Raw genomic sequence first — 26,802 nt, 5'->3', positions numbered from 1 at the left:
CGGGACCCTGTTCCACCGGTGCAAGTTCCCCCTTTTGAAGGCGTTTTACATCGTCTACTACGTGTCTACCAGCAAAAGTGGGATCAGCAGCCCTGAACTTAGCAGGAAGCTGGAACTTAGGCAGAAGACCTGCTGGCTGTTCAAGCAGAAGGTGATGAGGGCGATGTCAAGCAGTGGAAACCACCCAATGGATGGTAAAGTGGACGTAGACGAGACCTATGTGGGTGGCCAGGACGAAAAGGCTGTGGGACGCAATGAAGGTAAGAAACAGATCATGGTGGTGGCCGTGGAGCGCAAAGGAAAGGGAGTTTCCCGCATCTATGGACGTGTAGTCGATACAGCTGCCCGTAAGCATTTAAAGCGTTTTATGATGGACCATATAGCTCCCGGTGCAGCGGTGAGAACTGACCGTTGGAGCGGCTATAGAGGTCTTGAAAGTGAATTTCCCAAGCTAGTCAGGGAGAAATCAGAAAAGAAGGGAAAGAACTTCCCACAGCTACACAGAACTGTGATGCTATTCAAAGCCTGGCTGAGGGGTATCCACCATTCTGTAATCCATCTTCAGCCCTATATTGATGAATATACCTATCGCTTCAACAGGCATAAGATGAAGGAGGGAATCTTTGAAAACCTCATGAAAAGAATGGTCGAAAAACCACCATACCCTTACAAAGAATTTTATTTACCATACGCCTAGTTCAATAAATTTAAATTACTAACTAAACACCACCTGGCACTTTTTGGGTAACACAACTTAAAAACTTGATAATAAGTTGATTATTATAAATATTTTCAACTAAAATACTTTTATTTCAGCCAAAATTTGGTTAAATTAAGGTATTGTCTTTAACTGTTGAAGCCATGAAATTTCTTGTCAAACTAATCCTCGTTTCCTTTATTGGCATGGTTGCCATGTTTGGTGCCTTCGGCAGCGAGAACGAATGGCCTGGTCTGATTGTGGCCGTTACGGTGTGGGTTTGGTTTATCTATTCCCTTTCCAAACCAAAAGTGCGGAACCCTGATCAAACGATTAGGGAGCTGGAGCGCAGAAACGAGGAACTTCTGAGGGAACTAGAACGAAGAGGTCACTGATCATATATAATTTTGCCTTCAAAACTCCAAAAAGCGGCAATACCATCAGAGGTCCAGTTTTAAGCCTTCCATTTCCAATTCCTTGATATGCATGCCGGCCAGAATCAAGTCATCTCCTTTAATGGCTTGCAGGGTCTTTTTTATCAGTTCAATCAGCTTTTTACCTTTTTCCAACCTTTCAAATGGAAAGGGATCCAGGTTTTGGTCTATCAATTGGTTGATTTTTCGATCGATCTGGATTTGCCTGTTTTTTAATTGCATTACGATCAAAGAGATATCTTTCATTGATTATTATGCAAACTTTTTAAAGTTAATAATTTAAACATTTAAATTTAGTTTTCCCTTTTTTCGCCAGCTAGCGCTCCATGATATCAACCGCAGTCTAAACATTACCTCGTACAAAAAATACATTTACCTGCAGCCGGATTCCTTGAAATACAGTTAAAAACACCCGCTACATTCCCAGATTTTCTATTTGCAGGATCTGAGGCTGAAAAGGTTGCTCATAGAGACGTTTGCCTGTAGCCTTGTAAAGTGAATTGCCCAATGCGGCAAAAACCGGGGGGAATAATGGTTCGCCCAATCCAGTTGGATCCTCCTTACTTTCTACGAAATGCACCTCAATTTTCTTTGGTGCCTCGCCGTGCCGGATCATGCGGTATTTGTCAAAATTGGTCTTCGTAGGCACGCCGTTTTCGAACGCCATCTCTCCGTAAAATGCGTTCCCTATGCCGTCCACAATGGCTCCCTCGCCCATGTTTGCGGCAGCGTCGGGATTGACTACTATTCCACAATCGACTGCAGCATAGACGCTTTCAACAACCGGTTTTCTGTCCTTGATACTGACATCTACCACCTCCGCAACATAGGAATTATGGCAGAAGTAAGCAGAAACACCCCTTGAAATACCATCGGGTACATTTGACCAGTCGGATTTATCTCTTACCAGTTCCAGTACTCCGGCATATCTCTTCGGATCATAATCGTTGTTTTCCCCCACGGGGTTGGTTTCGGCCCTCTTGAGTAATCCCAATCGGAATGCGATGGGATCTTTTCCCATTTCCTCTGCCAATTCATCCAGGAAGCTTTGCTCGGCCCCGGCGATAAAATTGGATCTGGGTGCCCGGAAAGCACCAATGGTAATGTTTGATTCTATCTGCCAAGTTTCGGCCAGGTAATTGTCTATGGCACCCGCAGGGAATCGGTTTGCGTGCAGCGGAGATTCCGGGATACCCCCGGCCTTCACATGCAATGCCAGCAAGTTATTGTTTTCGTCTAGAGCAGCCCTGTAGGTGGCTGAGTAAGTGGGTCGATAAACCCCAGCCGACATGTCATCCTCCCGGGTATAGACCATTTTTACAGGTGCCTGGATTTTTTGAGAAATCAATGCTGCTTCTACCATATGGTGACTGTAGGCCCGCCGACCAAAGCCTCCCCCCATCCGGGCAAGGTTGATCTGGATATTTTCTTTCGGAAGTTCCAGGCTGCTGGAAAGCGCGTTCATAATAAAATCCGGCGCCTGGGTTGGACCGTAAATGATGGCCCTATCCCCTTTCACATCAGCGAAACAATTCATCGGCTCCATGGTGTTGTGTGCCAAAAAGGGAGCTGTATACGTTCGTTCAATTACTCTGGCTGCTTTTCTGAAAGCAGCTTCCGGATCTCCGTCTTTTCGCTGAACATTTCCGGGTTTGCGCTGGAATTCCGCCATCTTTTCCTTGTGCGTGCTGGAATTCTCCAATCCTCCGGGCACGCTAATATCTCTGGTTTGACCTCCTCTACCCGCCATGGGAAAAGTGCTTTCCGGAGCTTCTTCCCATTCAGCTTGGAGGCTTTTTTTGGCTTGCAAAACCTCCCAGGTAGAATTACCCACAATGGCGATGATCTCCGGGAATGTAGTGGTATCAAAGAAGTTTCTACCATAATCGTCCTTAAAAATTTTGACTTTAAAGGCATCCTGAATACCCGGCAGGGATGTCACAGAGCTTTTGTCAAAGGATTTGAGCTTCATGCCGAAGGCCGGCGGATGAACAATGGCGGCATATTTCATTGCCTCCACCTTATGGTCCAGCGAAAACATAGGCTTTCCAGTTACAATTTTTTGCAAATCCACATTCTTTTTGGACTGGCCAATGATTTTGAAATCTGCATTATCCTTGAGTTTGATGGTTTCCGGATCCGGTGCATCCAGCGTCCCTGCCAGGGAAGCCATCTCACCATAGCCAGCCTTTTTACCACTGGCTTGATGTTCCACAGTACCCATATTGGTGGTGATTTCAGCCACAGGAACATTCCAGGATTGTGCAGCTGCATTTACTATCAATTGTCGGGCAGTGGCTCCGGCGGTGCGCAGGGGTGTCCAGGCTGCACGCACACTTTGCGAACCTCCCGTAAATTGTCTGTCAAAACGCTCTGGATAAAAATCCGCCTGCTCTACAAACACGTTTTTCCAGTCCACATCCAATTCCTCAGCCAGAATCATGGGGAGCGACGTTTTTACATTTTGACCGAATTCAGGATTAGGATTGAAAAGCGTCACTGCACCATTTTCGCCTATTTTTATGTAACTGTTGATTTCAAACCACTCATCTGGCATGGTCAATACTTCTTCCGGTGTCGGTTTGCAACCGGCCAGCCAACTAAAGCTCAACATCATTCCACCTCCTGCAAGGCCTGACACCTTTAAAAAGGATCTCCTATCTAATTTTTTATTTAGCAATGTCATATTTCAGTGGGTTAAAGTGTTTGGGAAGCCGTTTTAATGGCTGCTTTTATCCGGGTATAGGTACCACAGCGACAGATGTTTCCATTCATTGCCGAAGTTATCTCTTCGTCTGTTGGCTTGGGGTTCCTGGCCAAAAGGGAAGCTGCAGACATGATTTGCCCGGATTGACAATACCCGCATTGCGGCACATCATGTTCTACCCAGGCTTTCTGTACCGGATGATCTCCCTTTTCCGATAGGCCTTCGATGGTCACCACTTTTTTGTCCTCCACGATACTGATCGGATATGAGCAGGACCTTACCGCCTCTCCATCTACATGTACAGTGCAAGCGCCACATTGTGCTATGCCGCAGCCGAATTTGGTACCCACCAGGTCCAAGTGGTCTCTTAGTACCCATAACAGGGGGGTGTTGGGATCTACATCTACCTGAACGGATTTGCCATTGATATTTAAACTAAACTGTGCCATATGATTTGTATTTAATTCTAAGTTAACAATTTACACTTTAACCTGCTTACAAAATTCAAACAATGCGCATTTATATATTGAATTCATTATTGATTTAAAGGTCTTTTCTGCTCAGCTAGCTGTTCGATTGCCTGGAAAAAGGCTGATCGTAAAACCTGTTTCCTGTAGCTTTATAAAGCGCATTTGCCAATGCTGCGAAAACCGGCGGGTAGGCTGGTTCGCCAAGACCCGAGGGATCCTCTCCGTTTTCTACAAAATAGGTTTCGATCGATTTTGGGGCCTCTTTCATCCGGATTTGCCTGTATTGGTCGAAGTTGGATTTGCTGATTACCCCATTTTCAAAGGTCAGTTCTCCATACATGGCCGTACCGATCCCATCTATTACCGCTCCTTCGCAGAGGTTTTTGGCCGCATCAGGGTTTACTACAAGCCCGCAATCAATGGCATTAGTGACTTTATCGATTTGAACCTGCCCATCGACTATTTTCATGTCCAAGACCTGAGCAGCGTAGCTGTTATGGCAGAAATAGGCCGATACTCCTCTGGAAACTCCAGGTGTTGGATTTGCCCAGTTTGCTTTTTCCCTGACCAATTCTAAAACTTTTGCATACCGGTCCGGATCGTAATCGTTGCCTTCACCTACCGGATTTGCTTTTGCTTTTGCCAGCAGTTCTAATCGGAAATCAATGGGGTCTTTGCCAGCTGCCTCCGCAACTTCATCCAGAAACGATTGCTCTACGCAGGCCATGAAATTGGATCTCGGTGCACGGAAGGAGCCTGTAGTGATATTGGAGGGCACTTCCCAGCCCTCGGCCAAATAATTGTCCACAGCTCCTGCCGGAAACCTGTTTGCGTACAATGGGTTTTCAGGAAGACCCCCCGCATTGACATGAAATGCAATCAATTGATTATCTTCATTCAGTGCTGCCCGGTAAGTGGCTTGATAGCGAGAGCGGTATACGCCTCCGGTCATGTCGTCTTCCCTGGTGTAAACCAGCTTGACAGGAGCATTCATTTTTTGGGAAATGACTGCTGCTTCTATCAGCCAATGTGCATAGGACCTACGGCCATAACCTCCACCCAGCCTGGTCATTTCTATCTCAATATTTTCTACCGGAATGCCTAATCGGCTTGAAAGGGCATGCTCAGTCAATTCAGGTTTTTGCAATGGCCCGGCACAAGTCACTGTATCCCCTTCCAAATGGGCGAAAAAATTCATAGGTTCCATGCAGTTGTGCGCCAAAAAAGGACCCGTATAGGTTCTCTCAATCACTTTAGCAGCAGTAGAGAATACCGCTTCCGGATTCCCATCTTTCCGTTGGGTTTGGGATTTTTGAGCGGCTTGTTTCATAGCCATTTCCTGGGCAACCGTATTTTCCAGGCCTTTTGGCACTACTCTGACAGCTTCCCGGCCAAACATGTCACGCTGTTCCTCATAGCCTTCCTGAATTTCCCAGTCCGCTTTTATGGCTTTCTTTGCCTGCAGTACCTGCCAGGTGCTGTCTCCGACGATGGCGATTAAATCGGTGAACTGCACGGTGTCGAAGAAGGTCCTTTTGTAATCGTCCCGTAAGGATTTGAACTGAAAAATATCCCTAATGCCGGGCATGGACCGGGCCTGCGAATCGTCAAATGATTTGAGTCTATTACCAAAAGCCGGAGGATGAATAATCATCGCATACAGCATTCCCTCCTTTTTATAATCCATTCCGAAAAGGGGTTTTCCGGTGACGATTTTATTCAGGTCAACATTCTTTTTGGAGGTGCCGATGATCTTAAAATCCTGGCTTGCTTTTAAATCAACCTCTTCGGGAACCGGCAATGTAGCCGCCAGGCTGGCCATTTCTCCAAAATGTGCCTTTTTGTTACTTGATTGATGAAGGATAAATCCCGGTTCCGTGGTGATTTCTGAAACCGGAACGTTCCAGGTTTGCGCCGCAGCACGCATCAGCATTTGCCGGGCTGTAGCTCCTGCTGTGCGCAAGGGGGTCCAACCGGTTCGGATAGCCTGACTTCCTCCGATAAATTGCCTGGTGAAATTATCTGTATCCAAAGGGGCCTGTTCCACGATGACCTTGGTCCAATCGGCGTCCAACTCCTCAGCCAGAATCATCGGCATGGAAGTTTTGACATTTTGACCGCCTTCCGGATTAGGGGACATCAGGGTGACCAATCCATTATCACCTATACGGATATAGCCATTCATTCTAAACCAGTCCTCTGGCATTCCCAATGCCTCCTCGGTGTTCGGTTTACATCCTGCCAGCCAATTAAAGCTCAGCATCATCCCTCCCCCGGCAAGTGCTGAGTCTTTTAAAAATGACCTTCGATCGAGTTTGGTTGATTGGTTACTCATGGAAAATTAGATTTTATGCTAAATGAATGGTAAATATTCAGATACTCAATTTAATATTTATTTTTAGCGAGTCTTATTCAAATCAAATCGCCTAGCCGGTAAAGCGCACTGACAGGAAATCCATCACTTTTGTTCTTATCTCTTCTACTTTAAATATGGGACCGAAATAAGGAGCCTCTTTGAAGATAATCCATTCACTTTAATATACTGATTTGTAGCAATCTATTTATAAGTTTCATTGATTACATATCCTCAAAACTATTTACCTTATATAAGCATTTGCATAGCACCAATTCAATCACCTCCGGACCTCAGTTAATTTCCATTCCATTTAATTTCACCTGTACAGGTACGTATCCCATCTATACAGGGCAATTATCCTGATTCTTTAAATGCCAAGACCGTTCAACCAATCATCGACCGCTCTTCTTACTTCCTCTTCTTTTTCTCCCTCCATCACAAACAAAACTCCGTCTCGCTCGATCCCGCCTCTGGTGGAGTAACCTTCCAGAATAGTACTTTCAGGACAGAGCTCTTCAACCTTGTCAAAGCTACTTCCGATTCCATACCCCGCATTTGTATTGAAGGGAATTACCATTTTGCCACTGAGGTCATTTTCACTTAGAAATGTCTTCATCGGCGGCGGTAGTTGCATGCCCCAGGTAGGAAATCCGACAAACACTGTCCGATACTGAGATACGTCCACCTCGGTTTCTAACGGAGGAAGAATACCGGTCTCATTTTCTTTGGCTACCTGGGCAACGATGGCATCATAGTCTTCGGGGTAAGGGGTTTCCAGCTCCAGGCTTACAAGCGCTCCTCCCACTTTTTCCTGAATCATCTCTGCCACCGCTTTGGTGTTTTTGGTGCGTGAGAGATAGACAATGAGGATCTCCTCCGAAGCTGTTTCACCCGGAATATCTAAGGCTTCCGATTGGGTTTGGCCGGAGCAGCTTAAAGCAGTGGTCAGGTAAATGAAAAGGAGAAATAATCTCATGGCTGTATCGTTTTTACCGGTCTGCGGGTCCCATTAATTTGGTGAAGGACAGGGAGCCCAACTTCCAGCCCTCCGCTTTTTTAATATATACTTCCGTGACTTCAAATGGATTGGTTACTTCATTGCCGCCCACTTCAGCGATCAAGGTGATGCGGTTCAGCAAAATGGCCGTGTTGTCGATGATTTCCACAGAAACTTCGTGAATGTCTGCGTCTTTATACCAAATGCCACCGCTACGGATGATGTCTACTTCACGCTCCTTTCCCCAGGAACCACCCATATGGACAAAAACCGCTTTGTCGTCAAAGAGATCCGCAAGCTTATCAACGTCTTTCTCAGCCATCCACTGCCATTTGGTTTTAGAAAGTTCAATGATTTCCTGTTGGGCGTTATTCTCCTGGGCAAAGAGAAATGGTGTAATCAGGAAGAGGAGAAGAAATCCAAGAAATGCTTTTTTCATGGTCATACTATTTTAGAGTTAATGTTCGATTTCGTGGGTATCTCTTACGCTGCTAAAAGTGAAAACCAGCATTTTCCAGTCTTCGCCCTGCTTTTGGTAGACCTCAGTTACCGTAAATTCATTTTCCACATCACTGCCTCTGACGTGGGCTGTCAAGGTGATTCGATTCCAGACTACCGCGGTATTTCCAGAAATTTCAACGGCTGTATCATGTACCTCCGCATTTTTGTACCAGATACTTCCCGTTTCGATGATTTCCAGTTCACGGTCTGTTTTCCAGCTGCCACTCATGTGGACAAATTTCGCTTTGTCGTCGAAGAGTTCTTCCAGTTTCGATACGTCCTTATCAGCCATCCATTGCCATTTGTCCATGGAGAGCTTTTTGATTTCCTGCTCCGTAGACGTTTGTGAAAAAGAGTAAGAAGCACTTAGTAGAATAAATGTTAAAAGGAAAAGATGCTTTTTCATGGTTCGTTATTATTAGTTGAGTTTTTACTTAATCTTTATTTATCAAGGCCTTTTTGCTTGAGCCATTCAGACATCAAGTCGGCTATTTGTTTATTGTTTAGATCTGAGAACGGAAAGTGGGTATTTCCTTTTATCCCTATTTCCGGAAGATGTACCAAGGTGACATCGCCTCCATTTTTATTTACAGTCTCAGTCCAGCGTTTCGCCATTTGCAAGGCAGCTCTCCATTGTTCCTGACCCGGGTTTTCTACGGGTTCGGTAGGAATATAATCTCCATAATACATCACAATGGGGATTTGTGTCAGTTTTTTGAATTCATCAATCGGCACCCCTTTTGCTTCCAAGGTTCCACCTACATAATGGATTGGTTCCGGAACATTCCCTTCCGGAAAGACGAAATTGCTTCCCGGCTCATAGGAGATAATTCCTTTGATATGATCTGTTTTTAAAGCAGTAAGCCAACCTTGACCGCCACTATGGGAATGGGTAACCAAAATTCCATCTCCAACTTCGTCAAAAAGGGCAGAAACAGCATCGGTATTTGCATTTAAATCAATAGGGCCTGTATCAGGCGTAATCTGACGGAAAAATTGGTCCAAAGTCTCAGGTTTTTTGTCAAATTGAACTCCCGGATAAAATTCTGTTCCTATACCCAGTCGAAAAATCCCAAACCAAAGTTGATCATCCGGAGCTGCAGAAATGCTACCCGAAACCGTACTTCGTCCAGCTCTTCCCCGTCTTGGTTGGTCGATGAGGTAAATTGAATATTTTTTTCGAAGAAAAATATTTTGAAAACCCTCTCTACCATCGGGGGTTGTTTCCCAGGTTTTGGAAAATTGTCCATAGCCATGCCAAAAGATCAAAGGAAGTTTTTTCGCGTTCACTGGAATTTGGTAAAAGACGTAAGCATGGTCCCCATGAAGCGTTTGACCTGAAGCACTTTGATTGCCAGGATTGAATGCTCCATGGGCAATAGGGTCAAATGTACCCGGAGCTGTGATTACTTTACCTCCCACGGCAAAGCTCCCCTGATCTTCAAGGACGATATGATCTTTCTGACATAGTGCAGTTAAGGACGTGCTAAGAAAAAAGGCGATATATAAAATTTTGATTTTCAGCATCGATAGCGTCCTGTTTGGATTTTTCTAAGCATTTTAAAATTTAGTATATGGTTGATGATTTAAATTTTCCATATGCTAAGAACCTTCTTATACATTACAAATAGACGAAATATTATCCTAAGATTTTATGCAAATCTATAGACAGCAGGGATCTCTCACCCGAACGACAATTTTGATCAACGAATGAAATCAGTCAGTCTCATTTAGCAATTAGCATTTACCACTTATTGGTTAAAAATTGCCTTCTGTAGATCACAACTGTCTGTTGGATGATCCCTTTATTTTCGTGTTGTTTAAAAGGCTAAATTTCCGCCATGAAAAATAATTTTATTTCTCGCCCGGTATTTTATGCATTGCATGTCCTTTTCTGGCTGTGTTACGGGGCGATACTGTATGCTTCCTTAAGCAATTGGATCAATTCCTCCGGTGAAATCTGGGGTGCGGTGATTTCTGATGTCCTGACATCTTCTTCCATTGCCTATTTGAATTATTACCTACTATTACCGAAACTGTATAAAAAAGGAAAGTATACCGGATATATTTTAGCTTCTATCGCTGTGGTAGTTACCATAGTACTTTTGCGGGTTAACCTCCTCGGTATGACGCACCGTTCTGTTACCTATACCTATTTCATCAGATCGGTTCCCGCTTTTGGCTTTTACCTAATCACTACTGTTATCTGGTTTTTTGCCAACATGATTTCGGCGCAACGAAAGGAAATTGAACTTCGAAACAGTCAATTGGCCTCTGAGCTGAAATTTCTGAAGCTTCAACTAAGCCCTCATTTCATGTTCAATACGTTAAATAATATCTATTCGATGGCCTATTTCAAGGAGGACAACACCGCTCCTGCGATCATGAAGCTCTCTGAAATGATGCGCCACATGCTCTATGAGGATCAGGGGCGTTTTGTTTCCCTTGCCAAAGAAATTAAGTTTATGGAAAATTTCATTGAACTCTGGAGGTTAAAGTTGGATGAAAAACCAACCATTGAATTCAGCCATGAGGGCGTAAAAGACAGGCATCGTATCGCTCATCTTATATTTTTGGTTTTCCTTGAGAATGCCTTTAAACATGGCAATACCATGGACGGACGGATTGCGATTAAACTAACCATCGATAAAGAAGATGTGCTATACTTTTACATCAGGAATGATGTACTAAAAGCACGTAAAACAGCTGAAGAAGAAAGTGGTGTCGGCCTTTCGAATGTAAAAAAGAGACTCAACCTGATTTATCCGGGAAAACACGAGCTGGTACTGGATCAAACTACCGGCTCCTTTGAGGTGAACTTAAAAATAGACCTGAAATGAACTACCAAATCCTTATCGTAGACGACGAGCCCCCGGCCAGGAAATTGCTATCGGACTACGTTTCCAAGGTTGGCCATTTAGAATTGGCTGGTGTTTGTAGCAATGGGGAAGAAGCGATGGATTTTCTAAAGATAAATCCTGTAGATATTCTTTTGCTGGACATCCGCATGCCACTGATGACGGGAATAGATTTGCTCAATGAACTCCCGGATAAGCCCCTTACGATTTTTGTGACCGCCTATGAAGAATATGCGGTCAAAGGATATGAGCTGGATGTGATCGATTACCTGATGAAGCCGGTTTCTTTTGAGCGCTTCAGGAAAGCCATCGAAAAGGCCGTGGAATACCTTTCTGTACAAGTGTCTGCTGAAGACACAACTGAGAAACCCGATTACTTTTTTATCAAAACGGATACACGGATCGTCAAATTTTTTTATTCGGAAGTGCAGGCCATAGAGGCACAGAGAGAATATATCAAGATCATCACCCCGACCAGAAAGATCTTGTCGCTACTGTCCCTTACCAGTATAGCCAATGCCTTACCGGGTGAGTTTGTTCGGATTCACAGGTCATTCATTATCAACATGCGGCATATTGACGAAGTCCAATCCAATGAAGTGTTGATTGGAGAAGATCTTTATCCCATCAGCCGAAATTACAGGGATGATTTTTTTAAAAAGCTGGGCGACAGAAAATTGCTATAGGGAATGCTAAATCAAGAAAAAACAAATTCATCTATTTATAAATATACCGTACGATCAAATCAACTTCAAGAACAAAAAAAGCCCCGCAGGGCTTCTTTCTAAGCTTTAGATTTCTTGTTGGCCTTCCCGCCTTTCGGAGCAGCGACCTTTTTGCTGATATAGGCGGTATGAGTTTTACCAAATTGGTCCGGCTCTTTCAGGGAGGCGACTTCAAACACCAGGTATTCTTTGCTGTCGTAATCGACCATATGGTCTTTTAGGATTTCCTCCAGTGTTTCTTTGGAGATGGATATCCGGATGATGTTGAGGTCCTTTACCTGGGTTCCTTTCCCGATGTAGATTTTTTCAAATTGTGACATGACTTTTATTGTTTAAGGTTTGAAATTTGATTATGCCCAAGAGAACGGGGGCTGCCAGGGACACCCAAGCCAAGGGCCGGGCAAAAAAATGGTGGAAGGCTTCCTTTGGAAAACCCTATTTTTTTGAGCTGGCGAAGCGTACCCCTGGCGGGTGGACTGCTGCCCCATCTTTGCATGGAACATAATTCACAACCGGGAACAGGATAGGTTCATGAAACTGGAAAGGCTACGGAGTAATGGGATCAGGTAATGGTCCTTAGCAATGAAAGGGTTTATCCAGCTATTGAAAAAATCCCGAAAACGGAATTGGCCGTACAGAAGGAAATAAACTGCGGTAATGGAATCCAGAAAAGAACCCATACTTGTATTTTAAAATACTACATAAACGCTTAGGCAGACGCACCATTGCCTGAAAATTCCTTCCAGGTAACGATCAATGGCAAGACTATGATCACAAAACTCGGTATGTTTATCAGATAGATATTGTAATACGCGCCATAATAGAGGGATAAACCTGAATCCAATGCAAACCAGGTAACCATCGCCAAAGCGATGGCATTTCTTGCCCATATTTGCTTTTTCCGGAATGCAAAATGTACGATAAATACCATTAAAAGATGAAATCCTGAGATCGTCGCACCTATGATGCCGAATAGCCAATTTTTGAAAGTCAATATTTCAAGAGGAATATTTCTGCCTCCGAAAAATAAATTTCCAGTCCCCTTATTGTGGTATTCAAAAAGGAAACTATTTCCGAAAAAAGCGATCAGCATCCCGATAAAGACGGTAATTGAGTTGACTATCAATAGCCAATTTGTCCAGAAATGAAATTGCTTGTTTGCCACTTGCTCTTTTACCATGAACCCACTTTGCCGTATTGAGTCTTGATTCAGCGTATCGCCCTGAATTTGTGATCAACTGACTGATTTTACCCGCCATTGCAATAGACTACCTGAATATTACTAAGCGTCTGGCAACATATCAGGACTAATGAACGAAATAGAAAAACCAACGCTCTAACAACCTTACAGATCATAAACCAAAAACCCAAGTTCATCTGAAAAATTTTGACAAATCCAGAGCTTCCCGTCCTTTGCAAAATACCTGTAGTTTACTATAAACGGTTCCTTGAGTTCAACCTCGCCTACAAGGTTAAATCCGGCATCAAACACCGACAAAAACACCCTGGCCCTGCGGGCTTCGGCTTCATCAGAACCATCGCCATAGATCCATTGTTCGGACAATCGAAAATAACGCTCATTCAATTTATCCCAAACCGGGGCTCCAAAACTGACTTGTTCTCCCAACTTTCGTCGTTCATTTCTGATTTGCTCACGGGTTCCATTTAAAATTTCGGGCAGTTTTGCCCTTTTGGGTGTCAGTTTGGGCTCATAGTCAACAATTTTTATCAACTCCCCTTTTGAATTAAACAGAATGATTTCATTGGAATATGCGTGGGTGACATATAAATGGTTTTCGTCAGCATTAAGATATACCCATGGGGGACGAAAGTTTGTTCCTGCTTTCATGAAATACCCTGAAAAGGAATTCCTGGTATCTATATCGATATTCTTAACCCGGTTATTCTGGACTGATAAAACTCCCAAAAAAGCCGTCTCTTTCATAAAATCGAGGTTGGTTCCCACTACCCGCCAATCCCCGGTGTCCACGACTAACTCTCTTCTCGGCGGCACCTTACCGAATGGCTCGCCTAAAGAATCCTTTGCTGAAAGCCAATTGACTTTTTGCACCACACGGCCGTTTTTATCAACCACCGAGGAGAAGGGTATGGATTTTAGAAACAACCGCTTATTTTTCAAAGACTGAACGTCAAAAATATACTGGCCTACCCCATTGGGTCCTTCAACCTCCAGGGGAAAGGACCTTACAAAGGCTTTCTGCTCGAGGTCGATTTCGTCAATGGAATGATCATGGCGATTGTACAGGTAGAAGGTCTTGCCATCGGCATTCAAATCAGTACGCTGCAAATACCCGGACAAATCCAGGATTCGGTCTTTGGAGTCTATAATAACCGTATCTAAAGAGTATCCTGTGATTTGATTGCGCTCTTCGGTTCCCGTCTGCTGGCAGGAGCAGGTCATGTAAACAAATACTGTAAATAGTAAAAATCTCCATACCAGAAATTCACAAATTATGGTTAATCGGTATTTATAATTTGAGGGTTGCAAACCCATTGGATTCCGCCTTTTCATCTCGCGTCTATTTAGGTGATTGTTATGGAAAATGCGCTCAGCGTAAATTCGTGGCAATTGAAAGGAATTTTCTTTACATCCTCAGACTGATCCATTTACAAGTCCATCTTTTTCAACCTAAAATATACGGAATCATATTGAAACTAAAAATATTGACTATAAGTATCCTGATCGAACCTTAGTAGAAATCGAAAAGAAATCAACAAATTGTCTGCCTGGATATTCCGGTGATGCTGATCCCTTGATTTGAATAATCCGGAGCATGCTGACCCCCCATGTCGACAATCCAGTTGATCCGGCAAATGATTTTCCATCTCAAATGCAAAGGTAACAGCTCGCCAGAACCCCTCACAGGTCTATTAACGTCCTGCCGCAGGCGCAACACAGGCCGCCCTTGACCGAACCTGTCCAACATGTTGAAGGGCATTTAAGAGCTGATAGACCAAAAACAATGTTTAACTACTGGCTAACCGCAACCCTTGCGGTTATTTCCCTTAAGGCCTGATAAGGAAGCCCCGCTAAATATGGGGAAATTAGCGAAACCTTCAACTAGAATTCTCATTTTCATTGGCAGAACGTTGCCAGGCGTTAGGAAAATTCGAGATGATTCTTTACATTCCCTTTTAACTTTGGGAACGAGCATAAAAAAAGTCCTGCCAACATCAACCGACAGGACAAATTTCCTTTACAATTCCTTTGGTGAATCTGCACCAAATCTGCACCAAATTTTTGTAAATAGCTAATAATCAGCACTATTGTGGGCCCACCTGGGCTCGAACCAGGGACTTTCTGATTATGAGTCAGATACTCTAACCAACTGAGTTATAGGCCCAATTTTAACAATTTACTCCACCAAAATGACAATAGCTCCACCTGTCTGTCAAAACGCATTTAACCGCCATTTTTGCAGGTTTTACCTTGCTTTTCGGACTGCAATGTTACATATTTGATTTTAATTTCACAACATTAATGTTCATGAAAAACCATCCGGAAATCCAATTTTTGATCTTCGATCTGGGAAATGTAATCTATGATATTGACTACCAACGTACTTTTAACAAATTGTATGCCCAACTGCCGGAAGAAAAACACCCCCTGGTCAGGGATTTTATGGTTTCTCCCGTCCATTTTGACCTGGAAACAGGCAAAATAGATGCACCCACCTTTAGAGATGGCGTCAGGGATTACTTCTCGGTCGATTGGGAAGATAACTGGATCGATGAAGCCTGGAATAGCCTTCTGGTCGACATCCCCCAGGAAAGACTGGACCTCTTGCTGAAACTAAAAGAAAAATATCCACTCTACATGCTCAGCAATACCAATTCCATTCATTTTAAGATCGTCGAACAAATTTTTGCCCAAAAGCTGCCTGAGGCTGCCTGGCCAACACTTTTTGACCACCTGTTTCTGAGCCATAAAATGGGATTGCGAAAACCCGGAGAAGATATCTATCGCCAGGTAGTCAATACCATCGGCGCCAAACCAGAAACCTGCCTGTTTTTTGATGACCTGAAAGAAAACCTTTTGGGCGCTGAAAAAGTTGGTATCAAAACCTGTCACATCGACCACCCTAAAGCGCTGATCAACTTTTTCGGGAATGTATAATTCAAAAGACTACCTCAAGCATGGCATATTATTCCTACTAACACTGGTAGCCACCACCCTGGCGGGAGGAGAATGGCTTTATGGGAGAAGTGTGCTTTCCGAAGAAAGACCACTGACCTGGGATTATTTCCTGCGTTCCCTGCAATTTTCCATACCCTTTATCGGCATTTTGCTCGTACACGAACTCGGTCACCTGTTTACCTCCCTCTACCACAAAGTAAAATCTTCGCTTCCTTTTTTTATTCCGGCCTGGCTGGGGTTTATCGGTGCCCCTTCTATCGGAACCTTCGGTGCGGTAATACAAATGAAAAGCCTGGTCAGCAGCCGTAAAAAATTCTTCGATATTGGCATAGCCGGACCCCTGGCAGGTTTTGTGCTGGCACTCGCTGTCCTTGCTTATGGTTTTACCAACCTGCCCGATGCCTCCTACATTTACGAAGTACATCCGGAGTATGCCGATCCTGCCTATGACCAGGATGCAGATGACAATGTCATGGACCTGCAGTTGGGCTACAACCTGTTATTCTGGCTGATGGAAAAAACCCTGGCAGATCCGGAAAAAATGCCGGATATGGCCGAGGTCATCCACTATCCCTACCTGTTTGCCGGCTACCTGGCCCTATTTTTTACCGCATTGAATCTGTTACCTATTGGTCAGTTGGATGGAGGGCATGTGGTGTTTGGCATTTTTCCCAGGCACCACGAAAAATTATCCCTCATCGCATATTCCCTGTTTTTGTTCTTCGCTGGCCTGGGTGTAGTCAATCCGTTTGAAGACCTGAATTACCTGATTTTTGCGCTCCCACTTTACGTCGGCTTTTTGTATATCTGCTACAGAAAATCCGCTCTCTCCAATGTCAACAAATGGATATTTGCGTTGGGGATCGCTGCGGTACAGTATAGCCTGTCTGGCCTCTTTCCCGGGATAGAGGGCTACTCGGGCTGGCTTTTGTTTGCATTCCTGGTCGGAAGGGTTTTGGGCATCAGACACCCCGAGGTACTGGATGGCAGCCCTCTGGATGATAAACGAAAAATTCTCGGCTGGATCGCCATTCTGATTTTCATCCTCTGCTTTATCCCCAAGCCCTTTATAATCGAGTAATTCATGTACATTTAAAATCCTCGAAAAAATCCCTCCCGACAGAGTCGGGACAGGCTCTTACCCCCTTTGGAAAGGGGGATTTGCTGAAATGGGAATTTTCAGCTGAATTTAGCCCATGCAATCTGGCTGGAAATGGAAAGGCTTTTGATTAATCCTCCTCCAGCTCCCTATATGCCAGAATGCCACCCAAAACGTTCCTCACCTTGGGATAGCCTTTGGTTTCCAAAAATTGTTTGGCATTGCCGCTCCTCGCACCTGATCGGCAATGTATGATGATCTCCTCATCCTTGTGAGGCTCGAGCTCGGAGAGCTTGTGGGGCAGTTGGGCAAGTGGGATGTTCCAGGCACCCAGATTATCTTCTTCGTATTCGTAAACTTCCCTCACGTCAATGAAAACAAACTTTTCATTCTTTTCCAATCGCTCTTTTAGCTCGTCTACTTCAATATCTTTCATCGCTATTTGACTATTATTCGCTTGATGACCGGATGCCCTTTATGTATCATTTTGATCAGGTACATCCCTTTTTGACTTCCCGTAAAATTAAGGATTTTGTTGCTTTTTTCTCCCTCTACGGGTATTTTTATCTGCCTGCCCTGAAAATCGTACACCTCGATTTCGCTGACCTCCGCCCTCAGATAAAGCCTGTCCACTACAGGATTGGGATAAAGCAGCATTCCGGTATCTGAATCTACCGGTATCTCTACGGGTGGGTTGGGACTCAAATGCGGCCTGATCATCAGGTTACCAGATACTTCTTCATTTTGCTCCCAGGATCCCAAAACATTAAAAAATATCTTTTCTCCGCTGTTACCACTCTTTTCCAGCCCGACATGAATATAATCATTGGAAAATTGAGTAAAGCCTACATAGAAGGTGTCTTCCACCCTGATGTTGGTATCGAGCGCAAAATAGCTGAAAGAGGTAAGGGCGGTATCCGGTGGAATAACCACCTCTTTCTGATACATGGCCTCATTGCCCAGCGAATCCCAGACCATCAATTCTATGGCATTTCCTCTTTGGGAAGCATTGGTAAAATTGATACTCAATCCGGTAATGTAGGCCGGGCTCAGCGCCTCATATTCCAGGGCGAGCATGCCTCCGCGCTGATTGATTCCTGCCGCATAATCTGCCGTTCCATTGTCATAGGCATAAAAATCCCGGAAAGGGATCAATATACTGCTGCTGTCGTTGAGCCTGAAATCTACATTTTCGTTGTACACCGTGTCTTGTCCGGAAATCGATTCCACCAAAAAATTATCGCCGGCACTCAACGTAGTCGTGACCTCCAGATCAAAGGGCTGATCAGCCATAATGTCCAGGTCTTCCGGCATATTACTGGAAAAGGATCTCCGTTCCTGCGCCTGGGGTACCGGGTTAAACGGCGTACGTTGGTTAGGTACATCAATAAGCCTCCCTGTTGCTGCATCCCTGAGCAGGATGCTGTATTCCATGGCCCGGAAGCGGTTGGCCAGGTTTTTAAATTCTCCGTCTACTGTCCCGCTTACTTGGCTCGGATCGTATTCAAAATGCGGAATGGCCTGGTAGGGGGAAAATGGACTTCCCGGCAGGCGGGTAAGTGCCCGATCTTCGGTGAAGGTATCGGTAGCACTTCTGCCGGTGTTTAAGAAAACATAATCCAGTATCCAGGTATCGAAGGGGCCTGAAAGGCGGCCGCTATGAGCGAATTTGAAACGGAAATTTTCATGCTGAAAGCTCAGGGGTACAGCTAGCAGGACCTGCTCAAAGCTTTGTGAGCTAAACTCCTCTCCTCCCTGCTGTCTCCAGATTTCCTGCCAGCTGTCGTCGCTATCCAGAAAATAAAGGGCGAGGGCATCATTTTCATCAGGCATCTCTCCTTTTCCTCCGGCCTGCCAGTAAAAACTCATATAGAGGGAAGCGGCTTCTGCCGGATCCAAACCAGACAGATCAACAGGTAGCGAGACCAATTCATCTCCTTCACCATTTTCCAGGCGGTTTTGTGCATAGGCACTGCCATTTTCATCCACCCCATCTAAAAACACCACCCCCAATGTAGGGGCTGCGAGGCCTATGGTATTAGAGACAACTGCCCCCCTGGATTCCCACCTGTCTGGCGCAAGCAATCCGGAGGAAAAATCATCCCAAAATGGCAATTGCATAGGGTCCTGCGTAACCCTCATATTGGCAATTGACTCCTTATTTAATGGTATGGCCCGGGATACCGGAAGCTGACGAAATTGCCCATGGCCTTTCTGAGAAAAACAGAAAAACGATAAAAGCAAAAAACTCCATACCGATAGATCCCGCGTAGACATTAAAAATTAATTTCTTCGGACAGCTCAGATACCCATACATCTACCCGCTCCCCGGTCTTCATATCCAGTCCGGCAGGGGGCAATTGCTTGACCACTGTGCCTTTTGGTACCGTGTCTGTTTCCACATAGGTAATGTTGCCCATGCTCAGCCCGGAGCCAAGAATTAAAAATTCGGCTTCCACATCATCCATGCCGATTACGTTTGGCATTTCCAGGATCTGATTGCCCATGCCATCACCTACCACCAGGTCTATCTGCGAGCCTTTCGGGATCTCAAATCCCTCTTTGATATCGCGGCCTCTGTATTTCTGCTCCAGCACCACATTATGGCCGATATCCGGAACATATACGATGTCACCCCGTACCAGACCAAAATTTTGAAGTATTTCCTGGGCATTTTTGAGGGGAGTGTTTACCAGATTGGGCATACGGATCAGGGGTGCATTCCGGGCATTCAGCGTTACATAGATCTTCCTGTCCTCTTTTACCTTGGCTCCGGGTTTTGGATTCTGCTTCAAAACTACCAGCGGATCGGCCTCAGCTACAAATCCGCTGTCAGGTGAGATTTCCAAAGCGAGACCCCTGTCGTTCAGATAGGAACGAACTTCTTCATAGTCAAATCCCTCCAGATCCGGTACCGTCACTGACTCGCCGTGATGGGTATATCCCGGCAAATATATCTTGAAAAAAACCAGCAAGAGACCAAATAAAATACCCAGTATAACCAGGAGATGAATCCCGATTTTTTTTAATCCCGTCTTTAAATCACTCATATTTTTACAAAAGCAAAGCTTACAGACAGCAGGTAAGTCCACCCTGACCTGCACTAAATTTTACAGCAAATTACGGCTATATTTTCAGAAGGCGAATGATATAAAATCATTTTTTCATTAAAACGCACCTACCCCATGATTTGGTATCACTCAATAACCAGTTTTTTGGTTGCCAAAGTACGGCTCCCCGCTATTTCCACAATAAACAAGCCAGAACCCAGAAGTTCTTTGCTAAACGAATAGGTCTGGTTCAATGTATTTGGGAAGTTGACATCATACACCAATTGACCGGTTGTCGTGTAAAACCGGATATCAACATCATCGTAGTCCTCCAGATTAAAGGCAATATTGAAGATATCCGCCGATGGGTTGGGGTAGAGCAATAATTCGTCCGCACCCGGTTCTACGGGATCAGGATTGTCAGAGAGAAACAATTCAATGTCATCCAGATACACAACCGCTTCCGGATCTGTTACATCCGAAACCTGGAAATAGACCCGAACCTCTTCGCTACCGGCAAATTCGTTTAGGTCGATATAGGTCCTTTCAAACTCCTCTTTGTTTTCCGGGAAGATGCCTGGCAGCCCGCTCAACTTTTCAAGTTCGGGTCCATTACTTTCCCAGATTTTCTCTCCGCTATTGCCCCCATCTACGCTCACCCAAACTGAAAACCTTGCCTCACTATCAGGGTTAAAGCCTACTCCTGCCCAGTTAAAAAACAAACTGGCCCGTGAAGTTCCTTCCAGCGAAAATCCCGGCGAGGCTAGCCAATAGGAGTTATCAGGTTGCACCCTTCTCAACCTCAACAGGTTACTTTCCCCATTGAGTTCGCCTATGAATTCCCAGGCAGGTGAATTCGACTCGGGATTGATCCCGGTCCAGAATTCGAGCGGATCGTTATTGTCAAAATCAGCTCGCCACGGACTTCTTACTGTCGTACTATCCAGATAAAAATAGTAATCGAGTTCATCGGCCTGAGGCTGATTCTGATCGAAATTCGGGTCTCTTAAAACATAGTTGATCCGGTTCAGCCCATACCGAAAAACAGTGTCACTCGGTAGCGTGACGTCAGCAGACTCCCCCGCATACAGATTATCGACGATATTCAGCGTATCAACATGGAGCAAATTGCTGGTTCTGAATATTCTAAACCGCTGTATATCCAGGTTGCCCTCATTGATTATACTTAGCCTTTCTCTTTGCGGAGGCCTGCTAACCACCGGAAGAGGTCTTTCAATATTGCTCAGAGAAAATTCGTATTTGAAAATTTCCTCGTCCTCAATCGCTATATTTTTGATAAAAATATTGTTCCCAAATCCATTGATGGAAACAAAGGCGATGCGTACATCAGCATTGCCGGCGTAGGGAGACAGGTTGATGATTTCCTTGCGGAACTGATTCTGGGCCGTTGGGAAAAACTCGCTCAAAGTAACGGGCTGGGTAGCCAGGCTCTCTTCTGATTTGTTATAGGGTGCAGCTAAGAGATCAAAGGTGTTGCCGCAATCAGTAGAAATGGCTACCAGAAGATTTTCCTGATAAACGGGATTATTGTATGGTGCATAGGCCATCTCAAAGGAGAGCTGTGGCGCTGGGATAGCAGTCAGGTCAAATCTTGGACTGATCAGATAATCCAATTCCCCACTTCCATTGTAGTTGAAACTGTTGATGTAAAACAGGTCTTCCTGTTGTCCTTCGACCAGTCGGGTAATGGGTTGCCAGGTTACGGCATTATCGTCATTGACGATATCCCATGCCATATCACTACCATGTCCGGGATAGGTGTAGGGCAGATTATCTTCCTGTACAAAGTCAGGAGAAGCCGAAAGACTGTTGTTAAACGGATTCATATCGGCTGACCCGTTTACGTCCAGAATTTCAATCTCCAAAAAGTTGCTCCCGTTATCAAACATCACGGGATCCAGGGTCAGGTCAGTGGATTGTCCGGTCTCCAGCTCCAAGGCAAAGGGCTGGCTAAACTGAAGGTCTCCATTCAATCTTACCGCCAGGCGCACCTCATCTATGTCCGACATGCCGGTATTGATAAGACGCACCTGGGTGTGGACCTCTGGATCACAGTTAAAGCCTACAGGAGAAAGGATCTGGTCCAACCGCATATCCAGCTCCGGCATCTCAGGCTCTTCCAGGGCCCTGCTGGTCAGCAGGGAATTTCTACGCGGGCTGAAGGCCAGAACCACATTCAACCGCTCTACCTGACCTGCACTGAAGAGACTCATACAAGCGTCCGGAGTATAATCCATGAAGTTCTCTACCATATCTCTGGATCCGCAGGTTTCCCGGGGAAATTCAGCAATACAGGTAGCATTAAATCCATCCTGCAATGGTGTATCTTCCACAAAATCGTCCACTTCACAGCCCCCATCACCCCAAATGTGCCGTAAACCAAAAAAGTGCCCCAGTTCATGGGTTGCGGTCCTTCCGCGGGAGCTTTCTACTACATTTCCGACACTTCCAAAATGAAAGGTATCGATCCCTACACCATCCAGATCCCGGAAAGTAGGAGGATTGCTTAAACCTTCCAGTTCATCGGATATCGGAAAGCTGGCATAACCCAATTGAGGGCTCACCAATGGTAATACCCATATATTGAGGTATTCTTCGGGTGGCCAGGATACCAGATCCGCCACCAGTGCTGCATCGCGTGCACTGTACATGCTTTTGGGACCCTGCACCCGGTTGATCCCATTAGTAGGCAGGCCTTCAGGCCGCTGTTTGGCCAATACAAATTCTATGTTTGCGCTGGCAGCCACTCCCAAAAACTCATTTGGCGTAATCGAAAAGTTTTCATTTCTCTGCTGGAAGTCCTCATTGATGATCCGCATTTGATCCAGCACCTGGGCTTCAGAGATATTCGATCCGGTGCCAACGGGCTCCCCCTGATGAATGATGTGGACGACGACCGGGATCTGCCGGATACCTTCGTTCAATATCCTCCCCCGGGATTGGTCCTCCCTCATTTGTGCTTTTTTTCCTTCAACCCAGCCTTCAAAATACGTTTTGGTACCGAAGTACCCAAACTGATGGGCTTGCTTTTCCTCCAGAAATACCGCACCACACCTCTCGGTGTGGACATGCTGACCGGAATGCCGGACCTGACTGTATAAAGAGATAGGTATAGCTGTAAAAAAGAACAGCACCGGAACAAAAAATTGTACCAGTGCCCGTTTAAATTTTACCATATGAATAAAAAGGATGGTTCAGGCAACTTCAACATTCACCGCTTCTACCTTACTGATCTCAGGAATTGCCTTCTTGATCGCTTCTTCCACTCCTGCTTTCAGGGTCATTGTGGACATGGGACATGAACTGCAGGTCCCTGTCAACTCCAATTGCAATACCATTTCCTCGGTAAGACCGATTACTTTGACATTTCCCCCATCTGCTTCCAGATATGGCCTGATGGTATCGAGGGCCATTTCGATTTGCTCTTTATATTGATCCAACATGTTTATACTTTTACCTGTACGATTTCTGTTTTGCTCATCTCGGCGTTCCTGATCGCCACCTGCCTGGCTACATTTTCAGCAAACAAGGCAAAGGCCCTGGAGATTATACCCTCTTTCATTACGGCGGGGTAGCCACTGTCTCCGCTTTCACGGATACCCTGTACCAGGGGAATTTCTCCCAAAAACGGAACCTTATATTTTTCCGACAGCTTCTTTCCTCCTCCCTGGCCAAATATATAGTACTTATTCTCCGGAAGTTCCTCTGGCGTGAAAAAAGCCATGTTTTCTACCACACCCAGCACGGGCACGTTGATCTGCGCCTGCTTGAACATGGTCAGTGCCTTGGTTGCATCGGCGAGGGCAACTTTTTGGGGCGTCGTCACGATCACCGCTCCCGTCACCGGAAGGGTCTGCACCATGGTCAGATGTATATCAGATGTCCCCGGTGGCAGGTCAATCAACAGATAATCCAGTTCGCCCCATTCCACATCTCCGATAAATTGTTTCAAGGCAGAACTCGCCATTGGACCTCTCCATACCACTGCACTTTCAGCCGGCGTCAGAAATCCTATGGACATGAGTTTGACCCCATACTGTTCTATAGGCTGTATAATGTTCTTTCCATTATCCTGCTTCACCGCCGGCTGTTCTCCTTCCACATTGAACATGGTGGGTACCGAAGGACCAAATATATCGGCATCGATGAGGCCTACTTTGGCTCCTGACCTTGCCAGTGAGACTGCCAGATTCGAGGCGCAGGTACTCTTGCCCACACCGCCTTTTCCGGAAGCCACGGCGATGATATTTTTCACTTCAGGCAACACCGGCGAATCATTCCGAATCGTGGTGACATTGGAGGTCATGTCAATATCCAGTTGAACGTCCGGTCCAAACGCTTTCTTCAAGGCCTCTTCGCAATTCATGCGGATCAACTCCTTTAAGGGACAGGCCGGGGTGGTGAGCACCACCTTAAATTTTATCGTGTCGTCTTCCAGTACATGCAGATCCTGAACCATTCCGAGACTTACCAGATCTTTCTTCAAGTCCGGATCTTCAACTGTGGCAAGTGCCTTCAAAATCTTCTCTTTCGAAATATCCATTCCAACGCTTTAAATTCCCCCGCAATTTAGCCTTAATATGGCATTTATTAAAATTTAATCCTCCTTAAAAGCAGTCTTCAACACAGTGAAACTGTTCAGGAAGCAAATGGTTTACCCAATACAACGCAACAGGCTTTACCATGTTTCAGCGAATACACTTATCTTTGTCTGATCTAGCAATGTTATGGGCTTATCCAATCAGACAACAGAAAAAGTTAAAGATCGGGTCGACATCGAAGAAGTCGTCAACGATTATGTATCCCTGAAGAAAAAAGGACAAAACCTCTGGGCCTGTTGCCCTTTTCATCAGGAAAAAACGCCCTCTTTTTCCGTCTCTCCTTCAAAGCAAATCTACAAATGTTTTGGCTGCGGCAAAGCCGGAGACCCCATACAGTTCATTATGGACATAGAAGGGATTGGTTTTACCGAAGCCATCCGCCATTTGGCCAAAAAATACGGGATCGAAATCGAAGAGGAGCAAAGCCAGGACCCTGCAGATATTCAGGCATACAATGAAAGGGAAAGCCTCTTCATAGCAGTAAACTTTGCCAGGGAATTTTTTCAGCAAAACCTCAAAACCGATGAAGGGCAGTCTATAGGACTTAGTTATTTTAAGGAAAGGGGCTTCGATCTGGCAACCATAGAAAAATTTGACCTGGGCTATGCTTTGAACAGCTGGGATCAGCTACTCCTGGAGGCCAGGAAATCGGGCTTTGAAGTGGATAATCTGCTGAAGGCCGGATTGATACTGGAGCGGGAAAACAGCCCGGGCCATTATTACGATCGCTTTAGGGGCAGGGTCATTTTTCCGGTACATAACCTGAGTGGAAAAGCCATTGCATTTGGGGCGAGGATCCTCACACAGGATAAAAAGCAGCCCAAGTATATCAACTCCCCTGAAACCGCTATCTACCATAAAAGCGATGTGCTATATGGCATCTACCAGGCCAAGCAAGCCATCAGACAGGAAGGGAACTGTTACCTGGTAGAGGGGTATACCGACGTTCTTTCCATGCACATGGCGGGCATAGAAAACGTGGTAGCCTCTTCGGGCACTTCTCTGACCGAATCCCAGATCAAATTGATCAAGCGATTTTCAGATCAGGTCACCGTACTTTATGATGGAGATGAGGCCGGAATTAAAGCCTCGCTGAGAGGTATTGACATGCTGCTGGAAGGCGGGCTCAACGTAAAAGCGGTCGTTTTTCCCAGTGGGGAAGACCCCGACAGCTTTGCCAGAAAGTCAGGAAAACGGGAATTTCAGGATTTCCTTAAGGCAGGACAAAAAGACTTCATCCATTTTAAAATTGACCTTTTTGCCGGTGAAGCGGCCGGAGATCCGATCAAAAAGGCCGAGGCGATCAGACAGGTGGTACTTAGCATAGCAAAAATACCTGATCCTATTGTTCGGTCAGTCTATGCCAAAGAATCTGCCAGACTACTGGCCATGGAAGAGGAAATCCTCCTCACCGAACTCAACCGGCAATTGCTGAAACAGCAATCAAAACCTGCTGCCAGGACAGAAGAAGTGCTGCCTCTGGAAGAAACCCTCCCCACCAGCCCGGAAGAGGAAAAAGACAAACTCCAGCCCAAAACGATCAGGGAGGAGCGGGAGTTGATACGCATTTTGATCAACTATGGCTTTGAAAAGGTATCTGATGAGATGCACGTGTGCGAATACCTGCTCGAAGAGATCAAGGAGCTACAGTTCGACACCCCTGTATTCCAAAAACTGTTGCTGCACTATAAAAAAGCTTTGCTACAGGGAATATTGCCCAAATACGATTACTTTCTTAACACACAAGATGCCGGGGTGAAAAAGGAAGTTATTGACATGATCGCACAGAATCGGGAAATATCCCTCAACTGGGAGATCAAACACCAGATATTTACCAGGAAAGAGTCAGATGATCTTTCGGAAACTTCCTACCGCATATCGTTGAAACTCAAAAGTGCATACCTTAAAAAAATGCGCCTGGAAGTCCAGGAGAAAATTAAGGATGCCACGGAAACAGAGCTGAATGAGCTCTTGCCGGTGTACATGGAAATCACCCAATTAAAAACAAAAATTGACCGGGAATTGGGTAATGTAATCCCTTCCAGGAATTAAACTAATATTTCGAAAAAACAGTTAGACTAATAAATAATCGTAATTTTGCGACTTTATTTAAAGAGATAAGGAAAT

Annotated in this window: 24 protein-coding genes and 1 tRNA gene; 7 read left to right on the top strand and 18 right to left on the bottom strand. The window is 45.2% G+C overall.

Annotated features, from left to right (window positions below; all coding sequences use genetic code 11):
* Positions 1–697: IS1595 family transposase (locus tag BUB19_RS23320; protein WP_143156150.1), on the top strand; the 697-nt coding region annotated here is incomplete at its 5' end.
* Between the two features lie 164 nt (positions 698–861).
* Positions 862–1,092: a hypothetical protein gene (locus BUB19_RS23315; RefSeq protein WP_073098252.1), complete on the top strand. Its 231-nt coding sequence runs from the start codon at positions 862–864 to the stop codon at positions 1,090–1,092.
* A gap of 45 nt (positions 1,093–1,137) precedes the next feature.
* Here BUB19_RS23315 and BUB19_RS23310 read toward each other — a convergent pair whose 3' ends face one another.
* From BUB19_RS23310 to BUB19_RS23275, 8 genes are all read right to left on the bottom strand, one after another.
* Positions 1,138–1,377: a hypothetical protein gene (locus BUB19_RS23310; protein ID WP_073098250.1), complete on the bottom strand. Its 240-nt coding sequence runs from the start codon at positions 1,375–1,377 to the stop codon at positions 1,138–1,140.
* Between the two features lie 169 nt (positions 1,378–1,546).
* Positions 1,547–3,817 (bottom strand): xanthine dehydrogenase family protein molybdopterin-binding subunit, encoded by a 2,271-nt coding sequence (locus BUB19_RS23305; protein ID WP_073098248.1) that lies wholly within the window; start codon positions 3,815–3,817, stop codon positions 1,547–1,549.
* A gap of 11 nt (positions 3,818–3,828) precedes the next feature.
* On the bottom strand, positions 3,829–4,287 hold the full coding sequence (locus BUB19_RS23300; protein WP_073098245.1) for a (2Fe-2S)-binding protein: 459 nt from the start codon (positions 4,285–4,287) through the stop codon (positions 3,829–3,831).
* Between the two features lie 115 nt (positions 4,288–4,402).
* On the bottom strand, positions 4,403–6,643 hold the full coding sequence (locus tag BUB19_RS23295) for a xanthine dehydrogenase family protein molybdopterin-binding subunit (RefSeq protein ID WP_073098243.1): 2,241 nt from the start codon (positions 6,641–6,643) through the stop codon (positions 4,403–4,405).
* Between the two features lie 388 nt (positions 6,644–7,031).
* Complete coding sequence (locus BUB19_RS23290; RefSeq protein WP_073098241.1) at positions 7,032–7,640, bottom strand: flavodoxin family protein; 609 nt, start codon at positions 7,638–7,640, stop codon at positions 7,032–7,034.
* Between the two features lie 13 nt (positions 7,641–7,653).
* Complete coding sequence (locus BUB19_RS23285) at positions 7,654–8,100, bottom strand: nuclear transport factor 2 family protein (RefSeq protein WP_073098258.1); 447 nt, start codon at positions 8,098–8,100, stop codon at positions 7,654–7,656.
* A gap of 18 nt (positions 8,101–8,118) precedes the next feature.
* Positions 8,119–8,568, bottom strand: coding sequence for a nuclear transport factor 2 family protein (locus tag BUB19_RS23280; protein ID WP_073098239.1), 450 nt, complete (start codon positions 8,566–8,568; stop codon positions 8,119–8,121).
* A 35-nt stretch (positions 8,569–8,603) separates the two neighbouring features.
* A complete protein-coding gene (locus BUB19_RS23275) occupies positions 8,604–9,689 on the bottom strand; it encodes an alpha/beta hydrolase (protein ID WP_073098237.1) in 1,086 nt (361 codons plus the stop codon).
* 314 nt (positions 9,690–10,003) lie between these two features.
* On the opposite strand from BUB19_RS23275, the gene BUB19_RS23270 reads away from it, so the two are divergent.
* Entirely contained in the window at positions 10,004–11,002 is a 999-nt protein-coding gene (locus BUB19_RS23270) for a sensor histidine kinase (protein WP_073098235.1), read from the top strand.
* The gene (locus BUB19_RS23265) at positions 10,999–11,706 is read left to right on the top strand and encodes a LytR/AlgR family response regulator transcription factor (RefSeq protein ID WP_073098233.1); all 708 of its coding nucleotides are present in this window, start codon (positions 10,999–11,001) and stop codon (positions 11,704–11,706) included. Before BUB19_RS23270 ends, BUB19_RS23265 begins: the two co-directional genes overlap by 4 nt.
* A gap of 98 nt (positions 11,707–11,804) precedes the next feature.
* Here the strand turns inward: BUB19_RS23265 and BUB19_RS23260 are convergent, their stop codons facing one another.
* The 4 genes from BUB19_RS23260 to BUB19_RS23240 form a co-directional block, all read right to left on the bottom strand.
* Positions 11,805–12,065, bottom strand: coding sequence for a hypothetical protein (locus BUB19_RS23260; protein WP_073098231.1), 261 nt, complete (start codon positions 12,063–12,065; stop codon positions 11,805–11,807).
* A gap of 389 nt (positions 12,066–12,454) precedes the next feature.
* Positions 12,455–12,925: a hypothetical protein gene (locus BUB19_RS23255; protein WP_143156149.1), complete on the bottom strand. Its 471-nt coding sequence runs from the start codon at positions 12,923–12,925 to the stop codon at positions 12,455–12,457.
* A gap of 165 nt (positions 12,926–13,090) precedes the next feature.
* Positions 13,091–14,278 carry a DUF4221 family protein gene (locus tag BUB19_RS23250; protein ID WP_084097606.1) on the bottom strand — a complete coding sequence of 396 codons (1,188 nt, stop codon included), beginning with the start codon at positions 14,276–14,278 and terminating at the stop codon, positions 13,091–13,093.
* Between the two features lie 758 nt (positions 14,279–15,036).
* Positions 15,037–15,110, bottom strand: a tRNA-Ile gene (locus BUB19_RS23240).
* 143 nt (positions 15,111–15,253) lie between these two features.
* Here BUB19_RS23240 and BUB19_RS23235 point away from each other — a divergent pair.
* Both BUB19_RS23235 and BUB19_RS23230 read left to right on the top strand, forming a co-directional pair.
* Positions 15,254–15,883 carry an HAD-IA family hydrolase gene (locus BUB19_RS23235; protein ID WP_073098225.1) on the top strand — a complete coding sequence of 210 codons (630 nt, stop codon included), beginning with the start codon at positions 15,254–15,256 and terminating at the stop codon, positions 15,881–15,883.
* Entirely contained in the window at positions 15,876–16,985 is a 1,110-nt protein-coding gene (locus BUB19_RS23230; RefSeq protein WP_073098223.1) for a site-2 protease family protein, read from the top strand. The genes BUB19_RS23235 and BUB19_RS23230 overlap by 8 nt, the downstream gene beginning before the upstream one ends.
* Before the next feature lie 148 nt (positions 16,986–17,133).
* Here BUB19_RS23230 and BUB19_RS23225 read toward each other — a convergent pair whose 3' ends face one another.
* The 6 genes from BUB19_RS23225 to BUB19_RS23200 all read right to left on the bottom strand — a co-directional run bounded on the left by BUB19_RS23225 (position 17,134) and on the right by BUB19_RS23200 (position 24,617).
* Complete coding sequence (locus tag BUB19_RS23225) at positions 17,134–17,439, bottom strand: rhodanese-like domain-containing protein (protein ID WP_073098221.1); 306 nt, start codon at positions 17,437–17,439, stop codon at positions 17,134–17,136.
* A 2-nt stretch (positions 17,440–17,441) separates the two neighbouring features.
* Positions 17,442–19,280 (bottom strand): T9SS type A sorting domain-containing protein, encoded by a 1,839-nt coding sequence (locus BUB19_RS23220; protein ID WP_073098219.1) that lies wholly within the window; start codon positions 19,278–19,280, stop codon positions 17,442–17,444.
* Complete coding sequence (locus tag BUB19_RS23215; RefSeq protein ID WP_073098217.1) at positions 19,280–20,053, bottom strand: PASTA domain-containing protein; 774 nt, start codon at positions 20,051–20,053, stop codon at positions 19,280–19,282. The genes BUB19_RS23220 and BUB19_RS23215 overlap by 1 nt, the downstream gene beginning before the upstream one ends.
* Before the next feature lie 146 nt (positions 20,054–20,199).
* Positions 20,200–23,250 (bottom strand): T9SS-dependent choice-of-anchor J family protein, encoded by a 3,051-nt coding sequence (locus tag BUB19_RS23210; protein ID WP_073098215.1) that lies wholly within the window; start codon positions 23,248–23,250, stop codon positions 20,200–20,202.
* 18 nt (positions 23,251–23,268) lie between these two features.
* Positions 23,269–23,517 carry a NifU family protein gene (locus tag BUB19_RS23205; protein ID WP_073098214.1) on the bottom strand — a complete coding sequence of 83 codons (249 nt, stop codon included), beginning with the start codon at positions 23,515–23,517 and terminating at the stop codon, positions 23,269–23,271.
* A 2-nt stretch (positions 23,518–23,519) separates the two neighbouring features.
* Positions 23,520–24,617, bottom strand: a complete 1,098-nt coding sequence (locus BUB19_RS23200; RefSeq protein WP_073098212.1) for an Mrp/NBP35 family ATP-binding protein — start codon at positions 24,615–24,617, stop codon at positions 23,520–23,522.
* A 184-nt stretch (positions 24,618–24,801) separates the two neighbouring features.
* On the opposite strand from BUB19_RS23200, the gene dnaG reads away from it, so the two are divergent.
* Positions 24,802–26,727 (top strand): DNA primase, encoded by a 1,926-nt coding sequence (gene dnaG, locus BUB19_RS23195; RefSeq protein WP_073098210.1) that lies wholly within the window; start codon positions 24,802–24,804, stop codon positions 26,725–26,727.
* The last annotated feature ends 75 nt before the right edge of the window (positions 26,728–26,802 follow it).

The sequence above is a fragment of the Cyclobacterium lianum genome, assembly GCF_900143075.1.
Lineage (GTDB): Bacteria > Bacteroidota > Bacteroidia > Cytophagales > Cyclobacteriaceae > Cyclobacterium > Cyclobacterium lianum.
The sequence above is the reverse complement of the archived record's forward strand: the minus strand, read 5'-3'. Positions and strand labels throughout refer to the sequence as shown.

Bases quoted from the DNA above. Each gene is read 5' to 3' on its own strand.
- BUB19_RS23315 (WP_073098252.1), top strand. From the start codon at position 862: ATGAAATTTCTTGTCAAACTAATCCTCGTTTCCTTTATTGGCATGGTT.
- BUB19_RS23310 (WP_073098250.1), bottom strand. From the start codon at position 1,377: ATGAAAGATATCTCTTTGATCGTAATGCAATTAAAAAACAGGCAAATC.
- BUB19_RS23305 (WP_073098248.1), bottom strand. From the start codon at position 3,817: ATGACATTGCTAAATAAAAAATTAGATAGGAGATCCTTTTTAAAGGTG.
- BUB19_RS23300 (WP_073098245.1), bottom strand. From the start codon at position 4,287: ATGGCACAGTTTAGTTTAAATATCAATGGCAAATCCGTTCAGGTAGAT.
- BUB19_RS23295 (WP_073098243.1), bottom strand. From the start codon at position 6,643: ATGAGTAACCAATCAACCAAACTCGATCGAAGGTCATTTTTAAAAGAC.
- BUB19_RS23290 (WP_073098241.1), bottom strand. From the start codon at position 7,640: ATGAGATTATTTCTCCTTTTCATTTACCTGACCACTGCTTTAAGCTGC.
- BUB19_RS23285 (WP_073098258.1), bottom strand. From the start codon at position 8,100: ATGAAAAAAGCATTTCTTGGATTTCTTCTCCTCTTCCTGATTACACCA.
- BUB19_RS23280 (WP_073098239.1), bottom strand. From the start codon at position 8,568: ATGAAAAAGCATCTTTTCCTTTTAACATTTATTCTACTAAGTGCTTCT.
- BUB19_RS23275 (WP_073098237.1), bottom strand. From the start codon at position 9,689: ATGCTGAAAATCAAAATTTTATATATCGCCTTTTTTCTTAGCACGTCC.
- BUB19_RS23270 (WP_073098235.1), top strand. From the start codon at position 10,004: ATGAAAAATAATTTTATTTCTCGCCCGGTATTTTATGCATTGCATGTC.
- BUB19_RS23265 (WP_073098233.1), top strand. From the start codon at position 10,999: ATGAACTACCAAATCCTTATCGTAGACGACGAGCCCCCGGCCAGGAAA.
- BUB19_RS23260 (WP_073098231.1), bottom strand. From the start codon at position 12,065: ATGTCACAATTTGAAAAAATCTACATCGGGAAAGGAACCCAGGTAAAG.
- BUB19_RS23255 (WP_143156149.1), bottom strand. From the start codon at position 12,925: ATGGTAAAAGAGCAAGTGGCAAACAAGCAATTTCATTTCTGGACAAAT.
- BUB19_RS23250 (WP_084097606.1), bottom strand. From the start codon at position 14,278: ATGAAAAGGCGGAATCCAATGGGTTTGCAACCCTCAAATTATAAATAC.
- BUB19_RS23235 (WP_073098225.1), top strand. From the start codon at position 15,254: ATGAAAAACCATCCGGAAATCCAATTTTTGATCTTCGATCTGGGAAAT.
- BUB19_RS23230 (WP_073098223.1), top strand. From the start codon at position 15,876: ATGTATAATTCAAAAGACTACCTCAAGCATGGCATATTATTCCTACTA.
- BUB19_RS23225 (WP_073098221.1), bottom strand. From the start codon at position 17,439: ATGAAAGATATTGAAGTAGACGAGCTAAAAGAGCGATTGGAAAAGAAT.
- BUB19_RS23220 (WP_073098219.1), bottom strand. From the start codon at position 19,280: ATGTCTACGCGGGATCTATCGGTATGGAGTTTTTTGCTTTTATCGTTT.
- BUB19_RS23215 (WP_073098217.1), bottom strand. From the start codon at position 20,053: ATGAGTGATTTAAAGACGGGATTAAAAAAAATCGGGATTCATCTCCTG.
- BUB19_RS23210 (WP_073098215.1), bottom strand. From the start codon at position 23,250: ATGGTAAAATTTAAACGGGCACTGGTACAATTTTTTGTTCCGGTGCTG.
- BUB19_RS23205 (WP_073098214.1), bottom strand. From the start codon at position 23,517: ATGTTGGATCAATATAAAGAGCAAATCGAAATGGCCCTCGATACCATC.
- BUB19_RS23200 (WP_073098212.1), bottom strand. From the start codon at position 24,617: ATGGATATTTCGAAAGAGAAGATTTTGAAGGCACTTGCCACAGTTGAA.
- dnaG (WP_073098210.1), top strand. From the start codon at position 24,802: ATGGGCTTATCCAATCAGACAACAGAAAAAGTTAAAGATCGGGTCGAC.